The sequence below is a fragment of the Citrobacter werkmanii genome (assembly GCF_008693645.1).
Classification (GTDB): Bacteria; Pseudomonadota; Gammaproteobacteria; order Enterobacterales; family Enterobacteriaceae; genus Citrobacter; species Citrobacter werkmanii.
Genome location: NZ_CP044101.1, coordinates 4,306,755 through 4,324,605 on the forward strand (window position 1 = coordinate 4,306,755; position 17,851 = coordinate 4,324,605).

General features: G+C 47.2%; 15 protein-coding genes. All 15 read right to left on the reverse strand.

Annotated elements, in window-relative coordinates:
- Positions 1–4: 4 nt before the first annotated feature.
- Positions 5–271, reverse strand: a complete 267-nt coding sequence (locus tag FOB24_RS21185; RefSeq protein ID WP_150345421.1) for a PAAR domain-containing protein — start codon at positions 269–271, stop codon at positions 5–7.
- 161 nt (positions 272–432) lie between these two features.
- Positions 433–1,230, reverse strand: coding sequence for a hypothetical protein (locus tag FOB24_RS21190; protein WP_137351588.1), 798 nt, complete (start codon positions 1,228–1,230; stop codon positions 433–435).
- Positions 1,231–1,477: 247 nt separating this feature from the next.
- Positions 1,478–2,149 (reverse strand): hypothetical protein, encoded by a 672-nt coding sequence (locus FOB24_RS21195; protein ID WP_150345422.1) that lies wholly within the window; start codon positions 2,147–2,149, stop codon positions 1,478–1,480.
- Positions 2,150–2,261: 112 nt separating this feature from the next.
- Positions 2,262–2,930, reverse strand: coding sequence for a hypothetical protein (locus tag FOB24_RS21200; protein WP_087856805.1), 669 nt, complete (start codon positions 2,928–2,930; stop codon positions 2,262–2,264).
- Positions 2,931–3,018: 88 nt separating this feature from the next.
- Positions 3,019–5,082 carry a lipase family protein gene (locus FOB24_RS21205; RefSeq protein WP_087856806.1) on the reverse strand — a complete coding sequence of 688 codons (2,064 nt, stop codon included), beginning with the start codon at positions 5,080–5,082 and terminating at the stop codon, positions 3,019–3,021.
- A 5-nt stretch (positions 5,083–5,087) separates the two neighbouring features.
- A complete protein-coding gene (locus tag FOB24_RS21210; RefSeq protein WP_150345423.1) occupies positions 5,088–7,622 on the reverse strand; it encodes a type VI secretion system Vgr family protein in 2,535 nt (844 codons plus the stop codon).
- 54 nt (positions 7,623–7,676) lie between these two features.
- Positions 7,677–8,078 carry a hypothetical protein gene (locus tag FOB24_RS21215; RefSeq protein WP_150345424.1) on the reverse strand — a complete coding sequence of 134 codons (402 nt, stop codon included), beginning with the start codon at positions 8,076–8,078 and terminating at the stop codon, positions 7,677–7,679.
- Positions 8,079–8,084: 6 nt separating this feature from the next.
- Complete coding sequence (locus FOB24_RS21220; RefSeq protein ID WP_121529540.1) at positions 8,085–8,777, reverse strand: hypothetical protein; 693 nt, start codon at positions 8,775–8,777, stop codon at positions 8,085–8,087.
- Positions 8,770–11,394 carry a type VI secretion system ATPase TssH gene (gene tssH / locus FOB24_RS21225; RefSeq protein ID WP_150345425.1) on the reverse strand — a complete coding sequence of 875 codons (2,625 nt, stop codon included), beginning with the start codon at positions 11,392–11,394 and terminating at the stop codon, positions 8,770–8,772. The genes FOB24_RS21220 and tssH overlap by 8 nt, the downstream gene beginning before the upstream one ends.
- A 160-nt stretch (positions 11,395–11,554) precedes the next feature.
- Entirely contained in the window at positions 11,555–12,046 is a 492-nt protein-coding gene (gene tssD, locus FOB24_RS21230) for a type VI secretion system tube protein TssD (RefSeq protein WP_003024437.1), read from the reverse strand.
- Positions 12,047–12,063: 17 nt separating this feature from the next.
- The gene (locus FOB24_RS21235) at positions 12,064–13,728 is read right to left on the reverse strand and encodes an OmpA family protein (protein ID WP_150345426.1); all 1,665 of its coding nucleotides are present in this window, start codon (positions 13,726–13,728) and stop codon (positions 12,064–12,066) included.
- 3 nt (positions 13,729–13,731) lie between these two features.
- Entirely contained in the window at positions 13,732–14,373 is a 642-nt protein-coding gene (gene tssL, locus FOB24_RS21240; RefSeq protein WP_087856812.1) for a type VI secretion system protein TssL, short form, read from the reverse strand.
- Between the two features lie 5 nt (positions 14,374–14,378).
- A complete protein-coding gene (tssK, locus tag FOB24_RS21245; RefSeq protein WP_150345427.1) occupies positions 14,379–15,716 on the reverse strand; it encodes a type VI secretion system baseplate subunit TssK in 1,338 nt (445 codons plus the stop codon).
- Between the two features lie 23 nt (positions 15,717–15,739).
- Positions 15,740–17,269, reverse strand: coding sequence for a type VI secretion system contractile sheath large subunit (gene tssC, locus FOB24_RS21250; RefSeq protein ID WP_069324335.1), 1,530 nt, complete (start codon positions 17,267–17,269; stop codon positions 15,740–15,742).
- A gap of 65 nt (positions 17,270–17,334) precedes the next feature.
- On the reverse strand, positions 17,335–17,832 hold the full coding sequence (gene tssB, locus FOB24_RS21255) for a type VI secretion system contractile sheath small subunit (RefSeq protein ID WP_085048740.1): 498 nt from the start codon (positions 17,830–17,832) through the stop codon (positions 17,335–17,337).
- Positions 17,833–17,851: the final 19 nt, after the last annotated feature.

The window sequence follows — 17,851 nt, forward strand, 5'->3', positions numbered from 1 at the left end:
GGTTTCATCCTATTGATGCTTCCGGCGCACTTGAAATAACCTGACATCCACACAAACTGTGGCATCCATCGACAACTATCGGCTTACCATCAGAAAACCATTCTGGCGAACCTTCAATAATAGGATTAACACCATGGAAGGGTATCGGGCAACTGACCATATCACCCAGAAGTGCCACTGTTTTCCCTTGAACAAACATGGTTGAAGATGCAGATATTACACTTCCACCATGAGTCGTTTTATCACCAAGCAAAACAAAACCTTTTGACATAATGAACCTCCTAATAAAATATCTATTAAATAGTCTCACTAATCATTTAATATAATGATTGTATTGGGAACCACTATAAACATTGAAGAGCTAGCAATGTTTGGCATAATCCTTGATTAAATTAATTGTTACACTTTTGGCAAATCTATATCTACTGAGTGTTAGTTTGCAGATGCCTTGCGTTCACTACTGATTTTCTGCAGCCGTTCGAAATCAGGTTCAGTTTCTCCAAGCTCGACTGAACCATCCGGATAAACCAGTTTTACCTGTTCACCATGCCCCCAGGTTAAAGGATCTATCCAGGTAACCACTTCATTAAAATGTATAACCGGCCTGAAAATGACACGTTCAATATCGCTATCAAGCCTGTATGCGTAGAAATTTTTCCGTCCTGTAAATGAAAGCGTTACCAGATTTCCGGCTAAATGGTTTTCCTTTTTTCGAGGGTAAAACTCCTCATTAATTACTTTATTTATCCCTGGCAGGGGTTGAGATCGTCCATTTGCAGCGCGGGGATAATGTTCATCAAACACAAACGTGATTCTTTTAAAAATTGTCTTATCAATTCCCTCAAGAATTTTACTGCCTTTTTTATACTTCAGCTTAAATTCAACATTACTCAGTTTCCAGTCACAGTACCAGCCCTTTTCCACCGGCACCGTGACGCTATAAATATTACTGTTCTTTTCCCGCTCCGGCTCATAGGTAGTGACACTGGAATCATCTTCGTAGTGTTTTTTAAAATTACCATCACGCCTGGTGCGCTGGCATTTATGTGAGCGATAGGTCACGGAGAACCACGGTTTCTCAAGAAGGTCCGGCGTATCCATTGCTATGGTGACTTTTCTGACATCAGATGAAAAGAAACTGCCGTCACATCCGGACAGCAGCAGATAAAAGATGGTGAGAAGCAGACGTTTATTGTGTCTTATTCTTATATAACCATGTGGATAACTCATAAATGATATATACCTCTGACACTCTGATATGAATTAGAATGTTTATATTTATTTCACCAGATAAGATAGTGATTACGTTTTTTTGATAAAATTTATCATTGTTGAACATTGCATTAATCACTGCTTTGTTGGCGCTCGCGCCTGATTTTCTGCAATCGTTCGAAATCAGGTTCAGTTTCTCCAAGCTCGACTGAACCATCCGGATAAACCAGTTTTACCTGTTCACCATGCCCCCAGGTTAAAGGATCTATCCAGGTAACAACTTCATTAAAATGTATAATAGGTTTAAAAATAATATATTCAACATCACGCTCAAATTGATACGTATAAAAAAACTTCGACCAGTAAACCTTAATTCATTAAAATCCCCAATGATATGATGTTCGATCTTAAATGGGTAAATATCTTCATTAATTACTTCCCTTCTACCATACCTACTGTCAGATAATCCATTCGTTGCACCAGGTTGATGATCATCAAACCGGAATATTATTCTTTTAAAGGCCGCATCCTGTTTTCCATCATAAAAATTATTCTTTTTTTTATACTTTAGTTTAAATTCAACATTACTCAGTTTCCAGTCACAGTACCAGCCCTTTTCCACCGGCACCGTGACGCTATAAATATTACTGTTCTTTTCCCGCTCCGGTTCATAGGTAGTGACACTGGAATCATCTTCGTAGTGTTTTTTAAAATCACCATCACGCCGGGTGCGCTGGCATTTATGTGAACGGTAGGTTACGGAGAACCACGGTTTCTCAAGAAGGTCCGGCGTATCCATTGCTATAGTGACCTTTCTGACATCAGATGAAAAGAAACTGCCGTCACATCCGGACAGCAGTAGACAGAGTAGGGGAATAAACAAGAGTGTGTCATATCCCGTCTTTGTATAGCTGTGTTGATTTCTGATAAAAAACATATTTTGTTTCCATCATCCGGGGCTAGCCGGAATAGCTACATTATATATCCCGATGGCTCGATATAATTAATCAAGGATTATTAGTAATAATCGTCCCCGACCGAGCGTGGTGTCAGTCACCTGATTGTTGACGTTCATTACTTATTTTCTGAAGCCGGTCGAAACTGGGAAATGCGTTACCATATTCAACATAACCATCTGGATAAACCAACTTAACCTCTTGGTCATGCTTCAATGTAAAGGGTTCTATTAATATGACCATCCTATCAGGATGAATGACTGGTCTAAATAGAACGCGTTCAACATTATTATTGAATCGATAAGAATAAAAATAAACACGTCCTGTGAAAGATAAATCAATATAATTCCCAACCAGATGATTTTCTGTTTTAAAAGGATAAAAAACCTCATCAATAACCTGAGTCTTTCTGGGCTGGAATTCTGTTAGACCATTCGTTGCTCGCGGGTAATGCTCATCAAACACAAACGTGATTCTTTTAGAAATTGTTTTATCAATACCCTCAAGAATTTCGCTCCCCTTTTTATACTTTAGTTTAAATTCAACATTACTCAGTTTCCAGTCACAGTACCAGCCCTTTTCCACCGGCACCGTGACGCTATAAATATTACTGTTCTTTTCCCGCTCCGGTTCATAGGTAGTGACACTGGAATCATCTTCGTAGTGTTTTTTAAAATCACCATCACGCCGGGTACGCTGGCATTTATGTGAACGGTAGGTTACGGAGAACCACGGTTTCTCAAGAAGGTCCGGCGTATCCATTGCTATAGTGACCTTTCTGACATCAGATGAAAAGAAACTGCCGTCACATCCGGAAAGAACCAAGAATAGTAAAGGAGACAAGAGAAGCTTAGAGTTCTTCATCCTCATTAGCGAATGTTTTAAATCGCAATAGCGCATTTTTCCCGCCCTCCACAGATTCTGATATTAATAATGTGCCTGACATTTCTTCTTGCATTTTACTAAAAAGTAAATTCCTCTGTCTTTCATTCTCACAGACCGTTACCGGACCTTTGTAAGGTTCAATACGGTTAATAAACCTTTCTCTCTTTCTTTTTCTCTGCATTTCTCTGCCTGGATCGCATAATTCTAGCAACTGATTATTTAAGAATGGGATATATTTATCCCCCATCAGGTGATGCATCGGGTTAATAAATGAATCCTGGTCCGGGTTAGCGTTCGGAGGAAACAGCCTGGTGTATTGAGACTGGAGTTTCTCGGCCTGAGAATATGCTCCTGAGTCTAATGCCGGAACAAGATAGAACTTGCTGCTGTCATACAGTGCTTTAACATATTGTGTCTTTCTGTAGACCCCTCCATCGCTATCTAAAGTAGGCCCCATACAGGTATAGTGCTGTTCCGCTCTGAAGAAAACTACCACATTGCCATGATGTAAAAAACACTCGCTGTCAGCCACAACCTTTGAATAAGCCCACTGCGTTAATGACGTAATAAAGCCAAAAAAAGTACCAAAATAGTCATACAAATCGTTATCCAGCTTCGCTTCCGGCGGAACAAAGGTGACCATATCGGCGTCATTGACATGCCGGTAATGCACTATCTCCGCCATATTCTTTATGGCACTGACGGTAAACGTTCTGGGCATTCCATAGGTATAAAGGATTGGATTCCACGCTTTTAGCTCTGTGGCATAAATCAGAGATAGTGCACCACCTAAGCTGTGACCGCAGATATATAATGATTTGTAACTACCCCATTTATTCTTCAGGCTCAAAAGTAAATACTTAAACTCGTCATCAAAAACATATTTCGCAATACTGAACGCATCCCAAAAGCCTTTATGGACAAACCCCTCTGGCAGCAGTTGTTGAGGCACTTTGCTATCATCTATCCGGGTACTGGTCACTATGGGTCTGAACGTAAAATCACTTAACCAGTCCTGAAATTCCTGTGAACCACGCCAGCCCACGATCACATCATCATCACCATAGATATAAAATATTTGCGTATCGGCAAACTCCATACATTTATTATCTTCTGTAAAAAAAACCTCCCCCTCGCTCTGAGGGGTATCTTTTAGCAATTCTGCGGTATCGAGAAATACAGCACCTTTGTAACTCTTGCTAAAAGGTACATCAATAACGACGGGATAAAACAATTGACGACCATTTCCAAGATTAGGAATCGATGATAGATCCATGAAGCCATTAAAGAATTTGAAGAAATCTTCGCTATTTGAATAGGTCAAATTAGCCATCAATCCCTGATTATAAGCATTCACTATTGAATAATTTTTGGTATTATGCAGCAATAAGTTCCACGATCTAAACGGACAAATTTCCACTAATACTCTGGCATTAAAATGAAGTGCCGCAATTTTCAGCCCAGAAAACTCAGGGTCGGGAAAATGATATTCTGGATACTGAGCTAACTTATGTAACTCCTGGTATTGTCTTTCTTGCTCATCTTGATATTCATTTGAATCCCCCTCCTTTTCCCATACATATTTGTTATGTTGTTTATACTGTTCATCCCACCAGGGCATGGCGGGTGCTTTGTCGCAAAGATTACCGATAACAACGTGATAGATAATACATCCCGTCTCTTCATCAATTCCGAATCCATTCATTTTTCTAGTTTCGGAGCTCATTCTTTGTTCAGTGTTTAGCGGGCGCTGTTCCATTTCATCAGCCAATGGCTGGGCTTGAATCTTTAGGATCAGTGTGCAACGGGGAATTTCTTCAATACGAATAATACCATTCGCATCACTTACCCCATGATAAGAAGCTGGTTTTTCACCTCTATGCGTGGGATCGTTATCTGCCATATAAGGCATATTCGCTACGGGTTTTCTTTGTTCATCAATAAGCTGTATTTCGATCCAATTTTTCTTTTGTTCTGGCGCAGTTGCACTGCCAAACTCACCAGAATTTGAGGTTTTGGTTTCACTCACAGGGATTATTCCTTATCACTGGTTTTACTGTCCGGAAACTCAATTTTTACGGAGGAGGGTATTGCTGTGTATACTGGTATCGTCTGACCATTCTCATCTGATATCCCTTCATATACATCACCTTCAGCAGTCGTCATTCGATAACTAACATCAGGCATTATTTCTCCGGTCTTTTCACTAGTGATTGTGAAACCACCTTTATAACCTCGAGGCAGATCCTCTACTGGAGTATTCAAACTTGTAGCCCCTAATTTCTGCACATTCATTGACTTCAGCAGGATATTATTCGGACATCCCAGTTCGATATTCCCCTCTTTCAACCGGATATACGCCCCACCACAGCTCAGCAAAAGCTCCTCGCTCGCATTCACGGTGATTTTCCCCTCTGTGCTGCTTACCGTAATATCATTCTTCGCAGTCATGCCCATTTCATCGTCCTGGGCCTGAATATCCACTTTTCCCTTTGCCGCATACAGCTGCATCCCCTGTCCCTGCGCATACAGGCTTACCGTATCGCTCGCCGCCACCGTAAATGATCTGCCAGTACTAATATCCGTATTGTGCGCCGACATTATTCCCACGCTGTCCGTTCCCGAGGACACCCGTACGGCCTTCGCACTCATCATCCCTACACCCGCTGGCGCATGCAGAATAAGCCCCGGCTGAGCCAGTTCCTCCAGCGCATCATTGAGCGTCTGCTGGCTCGCTGTGTCTCCCGCCGTTGCCTTTGCCGTCTCCGCTGACCGCTGCAGACTCCTTGCCAGTGACAGCGCCTGCTCAAGCTGACGTATCACACATTCCATCTCCAGCATCCGGTCCACGGCTTCCGCCTGCATCTCTGCCGTTATCAGAACCCCTTTACCGCCGCGTACCGCCACCCAGTCGTCGGTGCGCAGCTCTGCCCCCTCTCCCCGCAGCGCACGCTGTGCATCCACGTTATGCCCCAGATTAAGCTGCGTCTTCCCGCCGTACTCGGTACTGAGCTTGACGTGCTCCTCACCCCGTTTGTCCTCCATGCGCAGCTTGTTGTTCGCGGGCGTGCGGATGACGTTGCGGGTATGGTTTGCCTGTGTCACGTGGTCAGGATGCCGGGAGTCATGCAGCACATGGGCGATATAGGGCCGGTCCGGGTCACCTTCATGGAACGCCACCGCCACTTCTGTGCCCTGTATCAGCGGGAAGTGAATACCGTAGGTGTCGCCACCGTAGGGTTTGGCAAGGCGTACTGGCATACTTTCGTAGCCCTGCTGTTTCGCATCGCGGTCCGCATCAAACTTAACCCAATAAAGCCCGCTCTGATTTAAATGAGCATATTCATCATTCTTTTTCGGGCTTGAAACACGTGCCATTAGCGTGCCGCTAATCACTGGCCGCGGTTTGAGTGGAGGTCTCCAACAGCGCGTTTCACTGTAAATGGTCGCCATCAACACCACTTGTAGCGCTTCCTTTCGGCTGGCGCTGAATGAAACCGCCGTAACCAGCAAGCTGTTACGCACACTGGCAGGAAGCGTTGGGACAGGTGTCGATTCCGCAATATTCAGGACCTGAGCCGGGCGGAGGCTCACATCGGTTGATAATCCAGTGATTGTCGCTTGTGAGGAGAGATAACGTTCATGTTCCAGTCGCGCCCAATAATTCCCTGTCTCAGGCGCCGGCGAAACCTGATCACCCGTTTCAAGATGGCGTGGGCGATAGTGGTAAACATCCCCGTAAGTCACCCCGTCACCTTCACCGTAAGTCATATCTGCTTGTGCAGAAAATAATATTTTCTGAGCCTGGCGATGGTTATAATCCCCGGCTGTAACCGATGCCTGCACCGTAGACTCTTGGAACTGAATATCCCAGACTGAGTCGACTCCATTGTCATTCATTCCGGAGGGACTATTCAGCGGTAATGTTTTACCAAACTCCCATGCGCTTTGTTTGTCAGCAAAAGAGATCACCTCAGTGCCAGCATCAGGCTGAAGCCGGAAGAAGAAGAATATTCCAACTTCAGAGAGCAGGCGTTCAATAAAAACCAGATCGCTCTCCTGATACTGATTAATTTGCTCTCTTTTGGGATATTCCATTACCAAATCAAAATTATATTCCCAGTCTTTTAAACCATGCTCCTGTAAAATTTGAGTAACCACTTCAGGAACTGACATATTAATAAAGAAACGGTGTGTGCGAAATTGGTTTTTCAGCAACGCGACAAAAGGTTCAATGATTATCTGATAGATAGCCTGGTCTTTTGAACCACTGATACGATGGAAAGATGTCACAATACCATGTACGATTTTGCGGGCAGTTAACTCACTTAACTCCCCCATTCCCATAGTCAATGTCGTTGATTTTCTGAGTATTGATTCGACCGCAATATCTTTATCCTGGCTGGAAAAATGTACTACGTATCGATACAGCGAACTCATTTCCTCTGTACCATTAAAGTTAATAACATCCAGTACAGACTTGCATGAAGGGATATACAATTGATAACGATTCAGCGTATTTTCAGATATAAATGACATCCCGCCGCCAAGTGATTCATCCATTCCCATATATTTAACCCCTGTAAATTTATAAAGAGCCACTTCCAGAACAAAAACTTACCCTCAACGCATTGTTTTTATTAAACTGACCAAATCTTTTTTCTTGTTAGTGACAATAGAAAAAGTAAATCGATGATTATCATTTGATATCCAAAGTTCTTCTCTTCCATTATCACTATAATCATAAAGATGAAAGCCAAGACCTGTTAGATAATCACGAATAATTCCCACATCACCACCGTGAAAAATAACAAGATTTGTTTCCCGTGTACTTCCATCAGGAGAAATATATTCAAAGCGATAATTATTTGATATCCTTGGAGCCTGCTTGATATCAACGTCAGTATAGAAATAGTAGTCAAAAAGATCGCTTTCCCGATATTCTAATTTATCTGGCCAGGGTATTAGCAGCGATGACAAGAAAATCAAAGCAATCGTCACCAGTATTATTTTATAGTAGCTCATTATCATTCACCTCGACAAAAATGAATAATAACCGCCATCCCCGGTGATAATTTCTACCCGACCAGAAGTGAAATCACTCCACGGTTGCACCCATGTCATAAATGAAGGCAGGCGCCCTTTATAGGGTTTATGGACAGCACAGTTATCCTGGGGGTCTGGAAACAGTAATGGTAAAAATCCTTTATTCTTATAATTGCCTATCGGCCCATAAAAATCCCATCTACTCAGTGCCCGCTCTTTACTAACTAAGCTCAGTCTTGACGGGTAGTCTGAGGGAAGGATTGCCCGGTAGAAGCCTAAAAGATCGGAGGTAAGATCCTCTCCGCTAAATCCACTGTCGGTATACCAACTAAAACACCAATTAGATTGCAAACGTTCAAACAAGCGCGCCGTCATCATCATCATGGCTAACGCAACGCTGTTTTTCTCACATGTAGATAAACCTTGTTTGATACGCCACTTAACAAACTTTCCTGTACCAAACTGGCGATGATATACAAACATCTTTTGGCTATAGGTGACGTCATAATAACCATCACGACTTGATTCACCTCGTTTTATATCTAACAGTAGGTTTTTAATATCACTTCCCTGTGCATGGCCTATATCTATCCATCCCAATATTTCGCTGTAAACAAGCCCTGTTTTACGATCCAAGGTCCACTCGGAAGGTTCAATAATATCGTCACGTTTACTCATCATTAAACTCCAGCATCATTCCCTCTTCATCATTCCAACTTAAAGTGAGTTGCTGAGGTTTTTGCTGCCGGGAAAGATACGTTAACAACTGCTGACTGAGCACAGGTAAGATTTGTTGATTCAGCAGACTATCGATATTCCTCGCTCCCGTATCCGGTAGCAGGCAAGCGGCGGTCAGGGCATCAAAAAGGTTCTCGGATATTATTGTGGTGATGCCGTAGTGACGCAGTAATCGCTGGCTAACCTGCTCCAGTTTCATCTGTACAATCGTACGTAACGCAGATTCACTGAGCGGATGGTAGATAATTGTCTGGAAGCGGGCCAGCAGCGCCGGCTGGAAATGATCGCGCAACAGTGGGCGCAGCAGTTCGTGCAACTCTGACTCTGTGGTTCCCGGTTGCTCTTCCAGCAGTTGCATTACTGCGTCGCCGCCAAGATTGGAAGTCATCAAAATAACGGTATTGCGAAAATCAATTTCACGACCTTCGCCGTCACGCATGAAACCACGGTCAAATACCTGGTAAAACAGGTTCATGACGTCGCGATGCGCTTTTTCTACTTCATCCAGTAGTACCACGCTATAGGGGCGTTTTCGCACAGCTTCGGTCAGGATCCCTCCCTGTCCATAACCCACGTATCCCGGAGGTGAGCCCTTTAGCTGGCTCACGGTATGCGGCTCCTGATACTCAGACAGATTAATCGTGATCAGCGATTTTTCACCGCCAAAGAGAATGTCAGCCAGGGCCAGCGCCGTCTCTGTTTTGCCGGTTCCGCTTGGCCCGGTAAGCAGAAACACGCCCTGTGGGCCGTTTTCCGGCGTAAGCCCTGTTTTTGATGCCCGCAACCGCTGTGCGATTGTATTCAGCGCGTAATCCTGCCCGATAACGCGGTTTCCCATCTGGGTTTCAAGCGTCAGTAAATCCGCCTGGGAATCCTTCATTAATGAAGACAAAGGTACACCGGTCCAGTCGGCGATCACCGTAGCAACGGTGCGCGCGTCTACATCCGGAAACAGTAACGGATGGCCCTGCTGAAGCACACTAAGCTGCTGCTGTAATTCAACCGTTTCCGCCTGACGAGAAATATCACGGCGGCTGGCCAGCAGTTGCTCAGTGAGCGTTAATTCCTGGCCGTACTGGGTTTCGCGTTCATCCAGTTCGACAAGCAGACGATTTTCCCGCTGTTCAATACTGGCCAGCCTTTCACCATGCTGGCCATTTCCTACCGCGAGGTCTGCAAGCAATGCCTGCTTTTCAATTTCAAGCGCGGTGATCTCCGACTTCAAACGCGTCAGTGGTTCAGGAACGGTATCAAGGCTCATCCGCACTCTTGCACCTGCGGTATCCAGCAGATCGACGGCTTTGTCGGGTAATTGCCGCCCGGTAAGATAGCGGCGAGAGAGCGTAACGGCGGCTTTAACCGCTTCGTCGGTGATGTGAACGCCATGATGTTCTGCATAGCGTGATTTCAGACCACGCAGCATTAAACAGGCAGTGTCATCATCCGGCTCATCAACTTTAACCATCTGAAAACGCCGCTCCAGCGCAGCATCACGCTCAAAATACTGTTTATATTCGCTCCATGTGGTCGCCGCGATGGTTCGTAGTTCACCTCTGGCCAGAGCGGGTTTTAGCAGGTTGGCTGCGTCTGCACCCCCCGCCTGATTACCAGCCCCGATGATGGTATGGGCTTCATCAATAAAGAGCAGAACAGGCGTTGGCGATTGCTGAACGGCATCAATGATATTTTTTAACCGCTGCTCAAACTCACCTTTCACTCCAGCACCGGCTTGTAACAGCCCAAGATCCAGCGTGCGTAGCGTTACTGATTTCAGGCTATCAGGCACATTACCTTCAGCAATACGCAGCGCCAGCCCCTCCACCAGAGCGGTCTTGCCGACGCCAGGTTCCCCGACCAGAATGGGATTATTTTTTCGCCGACGGGACAGCACATCCACCATTTGCCGGATTTCATTATCGCGACCAAATATCGGGTCGATATCGCCAGCACGCGCTTTCGCGGTCACGTCCAGCGTAAATTTCTCGAGCACGCCTTGTAATGCTGGCGACAACGTCGACTGAGCCAGTCCTGGACGCACTTCGTCATCTGGGGAAACCTGCGTCAGAGCGGCTTCTTGCTGCCTTTCCGGACGTTCATCCGACTGGACATTTAATAGCGGCAGAAGCCGTTCCAGTTGAATATGTCCGGCGCTCAAAAGAGGCCACAGGCCGTCACACTGCAATAGTGAAGGCTTTCCTACCAGCGCCATCAGCAGATGTACGCCACGTATCTGCGAATTTTCATCCGTTGCGGCACACAGCCACGCTTGTTGCATTAAAGAAAGGAGCGCATCAGACAACTGCGGGCGACTTTTCACGGAACGAGGCTGAACATCCAGATGCGCCAGCAGTGACTGCCAGAGATTGTCGATATCCCATTCATAACGACGAGCAATGACCGTAATATCGCCCTCTCCCTGCTCCAGCAGCTTTAGTAACCAGTGTTCGGGCGTGATTTCTGCATGCGCGCGCGTCTGGCATAACGATGCCGCTGCTTCAAGCGCCTGAGCACAATAGGGGTTGAGACGTCGTAATAACACTGCTGACTGGTGTTCCATTTGCTTCCTGACTCCCTGTATTCAGGCACGCTACCGCCCGTGGCCGTAATCCAATGCCCATAAGGTAATAGTGATGTTGATACTCTCTGCTGAACCCCGCCCGGGACGCTCAGCAGAGGGCATAAAAAAACGGATGAGGAAATCCTCATCCGTTAGTGCATTACGCGGTGGTACGCTCGTTCCAGGCGTCAGAATGGATGATGTTGCCATCCTTATAGGTCCAGACGATCTTCTCGTAGCGCAGTTCAATCTGTTCCAGGTGGTTATGCTTCTCTTTAGCGGGATCTTTAATGTCGTACATCACCGGGTTTACTTTCACCACTTTCACGTTGTGCAGTGTGGTGTTGAAGTATTCCACTTCCTGACCCGCATCATTGATGCGATACCATTTGAACTCTGCCTGACGCAGGGTCTGACCGGTGGTTACAGCCTTGTACAGATACGGGCTGGAGGCATCGATTTCCTTAGTGAAAAGGAACGGGGTATGGATGCGCGTCCCGGTCAACTTACCGGTGTTGTTATCCGTAGGGATGTACAGATTATGTTCCTGGGCCACGACTTCGATACTGCCCACACGGTCTTTCACATCAACAGAGCCTTTAATATCCGCGCCGCCGTCGTCTTTCAGCCAAAGGTAGACTGGAATTGCCATAACTCTTTCTCCATTTTTTACTTCGCTAATGCGTCACCGCCTTGCGGTGACGGTTCCTTCATGCCCGGCACCTGACAGGCATCAGCCTGCGGTACCAGACTGATCTCTACACGGCGGTTAGCTGCCCGCCCCTCAGGCGTATCGTTGCTTTTGTAGGGACGTAATTCGCCATAGCCCTGAACGGCAAAACAGCTCTCCGCAACATCGCCGGTATCGCGCATCCAGTCGCGAACAGATTCCGCACGTTTGAGAGAAAGCTGCTGATTAGATTTATCGTCACCCACATCATCGGTATGTCCGGCGATGACGATCAGCCAACCGGGTTTAGCTTTGATATTGACCAAAGCCCTAATGAGTACTTTTGTTGAACCGGCCTTTAACGCCCATTTGCCCGTATCAAACAGCGACATACTGTCCAGACGTACGGTTTGCGGGGAGGTCACTTTCGGTTTTTCAGGTGGTAGCCAGTCGCTGATGGCGGCTAGCAAAGGCGGGATCAATCTCATCCCCTGATACAATCCCATTGAAAGAGAAAGGGGTTCACCTCGCTGATACCAGCGATCCAGCCGCTGCGCATCCCGACGAAGTTGATCCTGAGCCTGAATCTTTGGCTCGACAGGATTACCGCTAAGATGGCGGTATACCGTCAAATGATCGTTGGTGATCCTGATGAGATGTTGGTTATTGATAAAGCTGCATGTCATTGCCAGCCCGACAAAAAGGCCGCACAGAAGACCACTTACGCCCACCGCTCGTTGAAAAGCAGTCAGCGCCCGGCGGTGTGATAAAAAAGGCAATGCTAAATCAGGAAAAGGCAACTGTACGGGCGCTGCTGACGCGGCTGGAGGAAGCGTTGTTTGAGCCGTGATATGCCGTTGCCACAGATTACTTTCGCAGACCGCCAATGAGGTGAAACACACTACCCGTAAAGCAGAGAAAAGAGGCGGAGCATGGCGCTCGGTGTCGCCTTGTACCTTCTGCAGCCATCCCAGTAAATTATCTAACCACACTGCATGTGTAAGATGAAAATGACGAGCCGGGCGCTCTTGCGAAGAGAAAGGCGCAAAGTCGTCTAATCCCGTAGCCGACTGCACTTCCGCATCCTGAGGCGTACGAATAAACCAACGTACACTCTCATTGCACTGAGGAGAATTCAGCCAACAGCACAGCCAAAACGGCGGTATACCTGATAACCAACGCCGGCTTTGGGCCACCACACGCCGCCAGCTGAGCAGCATGTGCTTAAGCGCGCCTTCATCATTATGCCGTTCTGGAGCCAAGGCCAGCATCACGGAAACGCGCATAAGAAGCCCCGGACGCTGCGTAGCTAACTGACGAACCAGAGCAATATAATGCTCCGGAGACTGGACAGATAAATACCAGCCCTGTGAACTCTCGCAAGAATCGCCGCGTCCGGCAAACAAGGGATCATTATCGCCACACACCAGCACAACAGGCCCACTGAAACTCTCCGGAGGGAGCGGAACTTCATGAGCAGAATGAGCAGACTTCAACCGACCATACTGACGCCAGGCATAAACCATCCCTGGAATGAAAAGCAGTAAAATAAAGACGGTAAGCCCACTCCTTACACCCGCACTTAACGGACTAAATCCCCAGACCAGCAACAAAGCCAGCACGGCCGCCAGCACAGAGTTAACGATCCCTCGCAACTGAGCCATGTCTTATCCCTGCCCAATAAGCTGAGCTACCTGCCCTTGTAAGACATGAGAAAATGTCAGCCACAGGGCACCCAACGCCAGCGCACCGACAATCCATGCCAACCACCAGCGGCGCTTACCGCCTGAGAATCCAGAGGCCAGCATGATAACTGGGGCATCGTGCTTTAACTTAAAAGGCATCGCCTGAGTCGCCAGCGCTTCAAGAACATCTTCACGACGCTCGTCACCTTGCTCACGATAGCGCCCAACAAAACCGAGCGTGATTGCACGATAAAAGCAGGTTAATACGGCAGTATCAGGAACGGACTCGCGCAGGACGGTACGGATGCGCTCCCAGAGCTCTTCTCCTGCATTGGTCGTGTTGAAATAGCGGGCCTGTAAGGGGGTCGCAAGCCAGGTGGTATAACCGCTATCCTGCCGATTGCGGTTCAACACGCTTTCATCCAGTAACGCACATTGCGTGTAGAGCATGTGCTCAACGCTGTGTTCGCTGTACCCCATCTCGCGCAATGCCTCACGCGCAGAATCAACCCATTGACAGGCCTGGCGATAAAAAGCAGCCCCATCATCGACTTCCGCCCCGCCACGTAACTGGCTGACAGCAAGCCAGGTTGGCCAAAACACCTGATCAATATCCTTATTCATTTATTTCAATCCCTTAAGACCGCGAAAAGCTCAAGTTGAATCTCTCCCAACGTTCCCGGCACATAGAAAGCGCAATTACCGGCATCCAGCATGGCCTGGGCTGCTGGATGATTAATCTCAAGAGCAAAGTATTGATTTTCCAGTCGTAACGGGATGGCTGCGGGTACATGCGTTAGCGGTTTTAAAGGAATACCACTCAGTGCCACATTGACGACATCAGAGACATCTGCCCGGCTCCCTGCTTTACAGAGCTGTGGGAATTGCGTAAGGAGGACATGCGCAGGAAGATCCGAGCGAACGGAAAGGTAAAAATCAGCGCCTTCACGCAGTCGGGCATCCGACAAAGCGCCATACCAGAACTGTCGCTCTTGCGTCAGTTCAATAGCGACAACGCGAGATGGCAGGCTGGCTTCCAGCAGTTCCACCAAAAGTGCAAACAGCGGAGGGAATACCTGCTGCGGATTTGCGTGCTGGTATGGAGGTACAACGCTGACATCATGGTCTAATGAAAAAGTCAGCAGGCTGCCTGCTAACCGCGCCAGCTCACGCCACAAAAGTTCGGGGTGACGGCCTGGGTTTTGCAGCATTTCTTTCAGAACAGGCTCTGAGCTATTAAGCGCATTCAGCAGCCAAAACAACGAAACATCAGCTACCGCAAAATCCGCCATTCGTTCATTACTTTCTCGGCGCAAGGCCATCAGGCGGCGACAACGAGCCTGGATACGATGCACCAAATCACTAAGCGAATTGATTAATGAGGAGCTGGCTGAGAGTGAAAGCGCTGGGGGTAAAAAATCACGTCCCAGCTCCCATTGCCCCTGAGCATTACGAATAAGGCAAGCTACCGGACAAGTCAGGTAAGCGCTGTTATCGTCATGGCTATACCGGAGGGTGATAGCATGCCGCAGCACTGCCATATCAGTTCTTTCCTGACCTGAGAGATCCTGTACTGGCAGCCATTCCTGCTGCCAGCGACACGGACGGCTAACGCCGTTGCCTGATGAAAGATTGCCGCCATTAGCCGAAAGCAGCGGCAACGCCAGCACGATCTCAACACTGCTGTAACCAGTAAGATGCGATAAATCACACGCCGGAGGCAGGTTATCTGAAATACCTGTATCCACTAACGTGCCGTCAGGAAAGCGCACAACCAGATTAACGGGATTCAAACGGGAAACCGTTAGCGCACTTTCATCAAACTCCGCGCTGATGACACCCCACGGTGATGAAAGTGACATGTGAGCAACAACGTCAGCGACATAGGCATCCCAACGTGTCTGTTGCTGAAACTGCTGGGGAGCCAGAAAGGCACCCTCGCTCCATAACGGACGATAGATCTTCATCGCACCTCCTGTGCGCTGCGTCGTTAAGATTTCGACTTAGGCATTTGTGAAACTAACGACAAGCTGACGTCCATACCTTCAACCTGGAAATGCGGAATGGCATACAGGCGCACACGGAAGAAACCGGGGTTATCCTCAATATCCTCCACCACGACACGCCCATCACGCAGCGGGTGTGATGCCTGCAAATCATCGCCAGGATCGGTCATTTCGGTTACCAGACTGCGCAACCAATTATTAAGCTCAAGCTCAAGCAGGCGGCGATCTTTGGTCGTACCAATATTTTCTCGCTGCAGTATTTTCAGGTAATGTGCAATACGAGAAAGCAGGAAGATATACGGCAAACGAGAGTTAATCCGACTGTTAGCCGTCGCTTCCGGCGTATCATACTGCGCAGGTTTCTGAGCCGAGTTAGCGGAGAAGAAGCAGGCGTAATCACGATTCTTGTAATAAGAAAGCGGAATAAAACCAAGGTTGGCGAATTCAAACTCCCGGGTTTCCGGAATCATCACCTCAGATGGAATCTTCACCTGATTACCCGTACCCAGATCGTACAAATGGATAGGCAAGTCTTTAACTGCGCCGCCCGCCTGCGGCCCACGGATCTGGACGCACCAGCCATTCTTGATAAAACTTTTCACCATGTTCACAGCGAAAGAGAAAGATGCGCTGGTCCACAGATATTTTTCGTGATCCGGCCCCTTCACCTCTTCAACATAGTTAAAGCTACGTACCGGCACGGTATCAGGACCATACGGCAGACGACCCAATACACGCGGCATAGTCAGCCCGATGTAGCGTGAATCGTCGCTATCACGAAATGCTTTCCACTTGATGTATTCAGCACGTTCGAAATAATCATTGATGTCTTTTATGGCCGCGACTTCTTCCATATTTTCTTTCAGGAAAAATTTCGGCCCAACGGAACCGATAAACGGCATATGACAGGCTGCCGACACGCCAGAAATATTGCGCAGCAGTGCAATATCCTGCGGGCTGTTATCAAATTCGTACGCTGAAATCATTGCCGCAATGGGTTCGCCGCCAGGCTGATCATATTCTTCAATATAAACATGGCGGTATAACCCGCTCTGGATAAGCTCCGGCGCATCGTCAAAATCATCACGTAACGCATCCTTGCTGATATCCATCATTTCTACCCGGACATTGCGACGAAAATCGATGCCGGTGATCATCGAATGTAAACCGCGCCAGAGCGATTCTTGCTTCTGAAACTCAGCATGATGCATAACTTCATTAACCTGATCGCTAATCTGCTTATCAAGACGAGCAATTTGTTCATCAAGCAGCGTTTTATCCAGGCGCTCTACTGGCTGTGCAGCGTCCGCCAGACATGAGACCAGAACCTGAATAGCGGCGGTCACGCGTTCAGCCGGAGCGGCATCAGAAAGCGCTTCATCGCTCTGCCACGCATCTACATTTTTTAATGCCGAAACAGGGGAAAGATTAATTTTGTCAAAGAGGGATTGATAAACGCTGCGTTCACTGGTCGTAGTGGCCGCGACTGAAGAGGTATGTTCCTGAACAGACATCAACATATTCCTTTTATGGTCCTTTACTATTCCTGCCAATTAAGCGGAGGAAACCCTGTATAGCGTTAAATCTCTTCTGGCATCATGGTTGCCAGTTCATTACGCAGTTCCTGACTCAGGGCTGGATCCTTTAGGATGGTTTCCAGCTCGCGGCGAAAAGCAGCGTTATCAAGTAAGTTAGATTTCAGGTCACGAAGTAAGTTACGCATAGCCAACAGAACGCGTAATTGTGGGATATTTCTGGCTACCTGCTCAGGCTCAAAATCGCGGATATTTTTAAAGGTAAGATTAATATCGTCATTTCTATCATCGCCAGCTAACGTATTTTTAACACTCAGATTAACCACTGGTGAGAACTTAGCTAACACATCATTGAAATTATTTTTATTAATATCAACCTTTTCGCGTTCCGATAGTGGTCGTTGTTCTCTACCATTACTGAAATCACCCACGGTTAAAAGTTTTAACGGCAATTCAACTTTTTTCTGAACGCCTCCGGTATGTAAATCTAACTTGATATTAACGCGTGCCGTTGGCACTTCATTCTGAAAACTGTCACCCATACGTCCCTCTCAGACCGGC

What these genes read in the sequence shown, in the direction of transcription:
- FOB24_RS21185 (WP_150345421.1), bottom strand. Translation starts at nt 271, where the DNA reads ATGTCAAAAGGTTTTGTTTTGCTTGGTGATAAAACGACTCATGGTGGA.
- FOB24_RS21190 (WP_137351588.1), bottom strand. Translation starts at nt 1,230, where the DNA reads ATGAGTTATCCACATGGTTATATAAGAATAAGACACAATAAACGTCTG.
- FOB24_RS21195 (WP_150345422.1), bottom strand. Translation starts at nt 2,149, where the DNA reads ATGTTTTTTATCAGAAATCAACACAGCTATACAAAGACGGGATATGAC.
- FOB24_RS21200 (WP_087856805.1), bottom strand. Translation starts at nt 2,930, where the DNA reads ATGGATACGCCGGACCTTCTTGAGAAACCGTGGTTCTCCGTAACCTAC.
- FOB24_RS21210 (WP_150345423.1), bottom strand. Translation starts at nt 7,622, where the DNA reads ATGGGAATGGATGAATCACTTGGCGGCGGGATGTCATTTATATCTGAA.
- FOB24_RS21215 (WP_150345424.1), bottom strand. Translation starts at nt 8,078, where the DNA reads ATGAGCTACTATAAAATAATACTGGTGACGATTGCTTTGATTTTCTTG.
- FOB24_RS21220 (WP_121529540.1), bottom strand. Translation starts at nt 8,777, where the DNA reads ATGAGTAAACGTGACGATATTATTGAACCTTCCGAGTGGACCTTGGAT.
- tssH (WP_150345425.1), bottom strand. Translation starts at nt 11,394, where the DNA reads ATGGAACACCAGTCAGCAGTGTTATTACGACGTCTCAACCCCTATTGT.
- tssD (WP_003024437.1), bottom strand. Translation starts at nt 12,046, where the DNA reads ATGGCAATTCCAGTCTACCTTTGGCTGAAAGACGACGGCGGCGCGGAT.
- FOB24_RS21235 (WP_150345426.1), bottom strand. Translation starts at nt 13,728, where the DNA reads ATGGCTCAGTTGCGAGGGATCGTTAACTCTGTGCTGGCGGCCGTGCTG.
- tssL (WP_087856812.1), bottom strand. Translation starts at nt 14,373, where the DNA reads ATGAATAAGGATATTGATCAGGTGTTTTGGCCAACCTGGCTTGCTGTC.
- tssK (WP_150345427.1), bottom strand. Translation starts at nt 15,716, where the DNA reads ATGAAGATCTATCGTCCGTTATGGAGCGAGGGTGCCTTTCTGGCTCCC.
- tssC (WP_069324335.1), bottom strand. Translation starts at nt 17,269, where the DNA reads ATGTCTGTTCAGGAACATACCTCTTCAGTCGCGGCCACTACGACCAGT.
- tssB (WP_085048740.1), bottom strand. Translation starts at nt 17,832, where the DNA reads ATGGGTGACAGTTTTCAGAATGAAGTGCCAACGGCACGCGTTAATATC.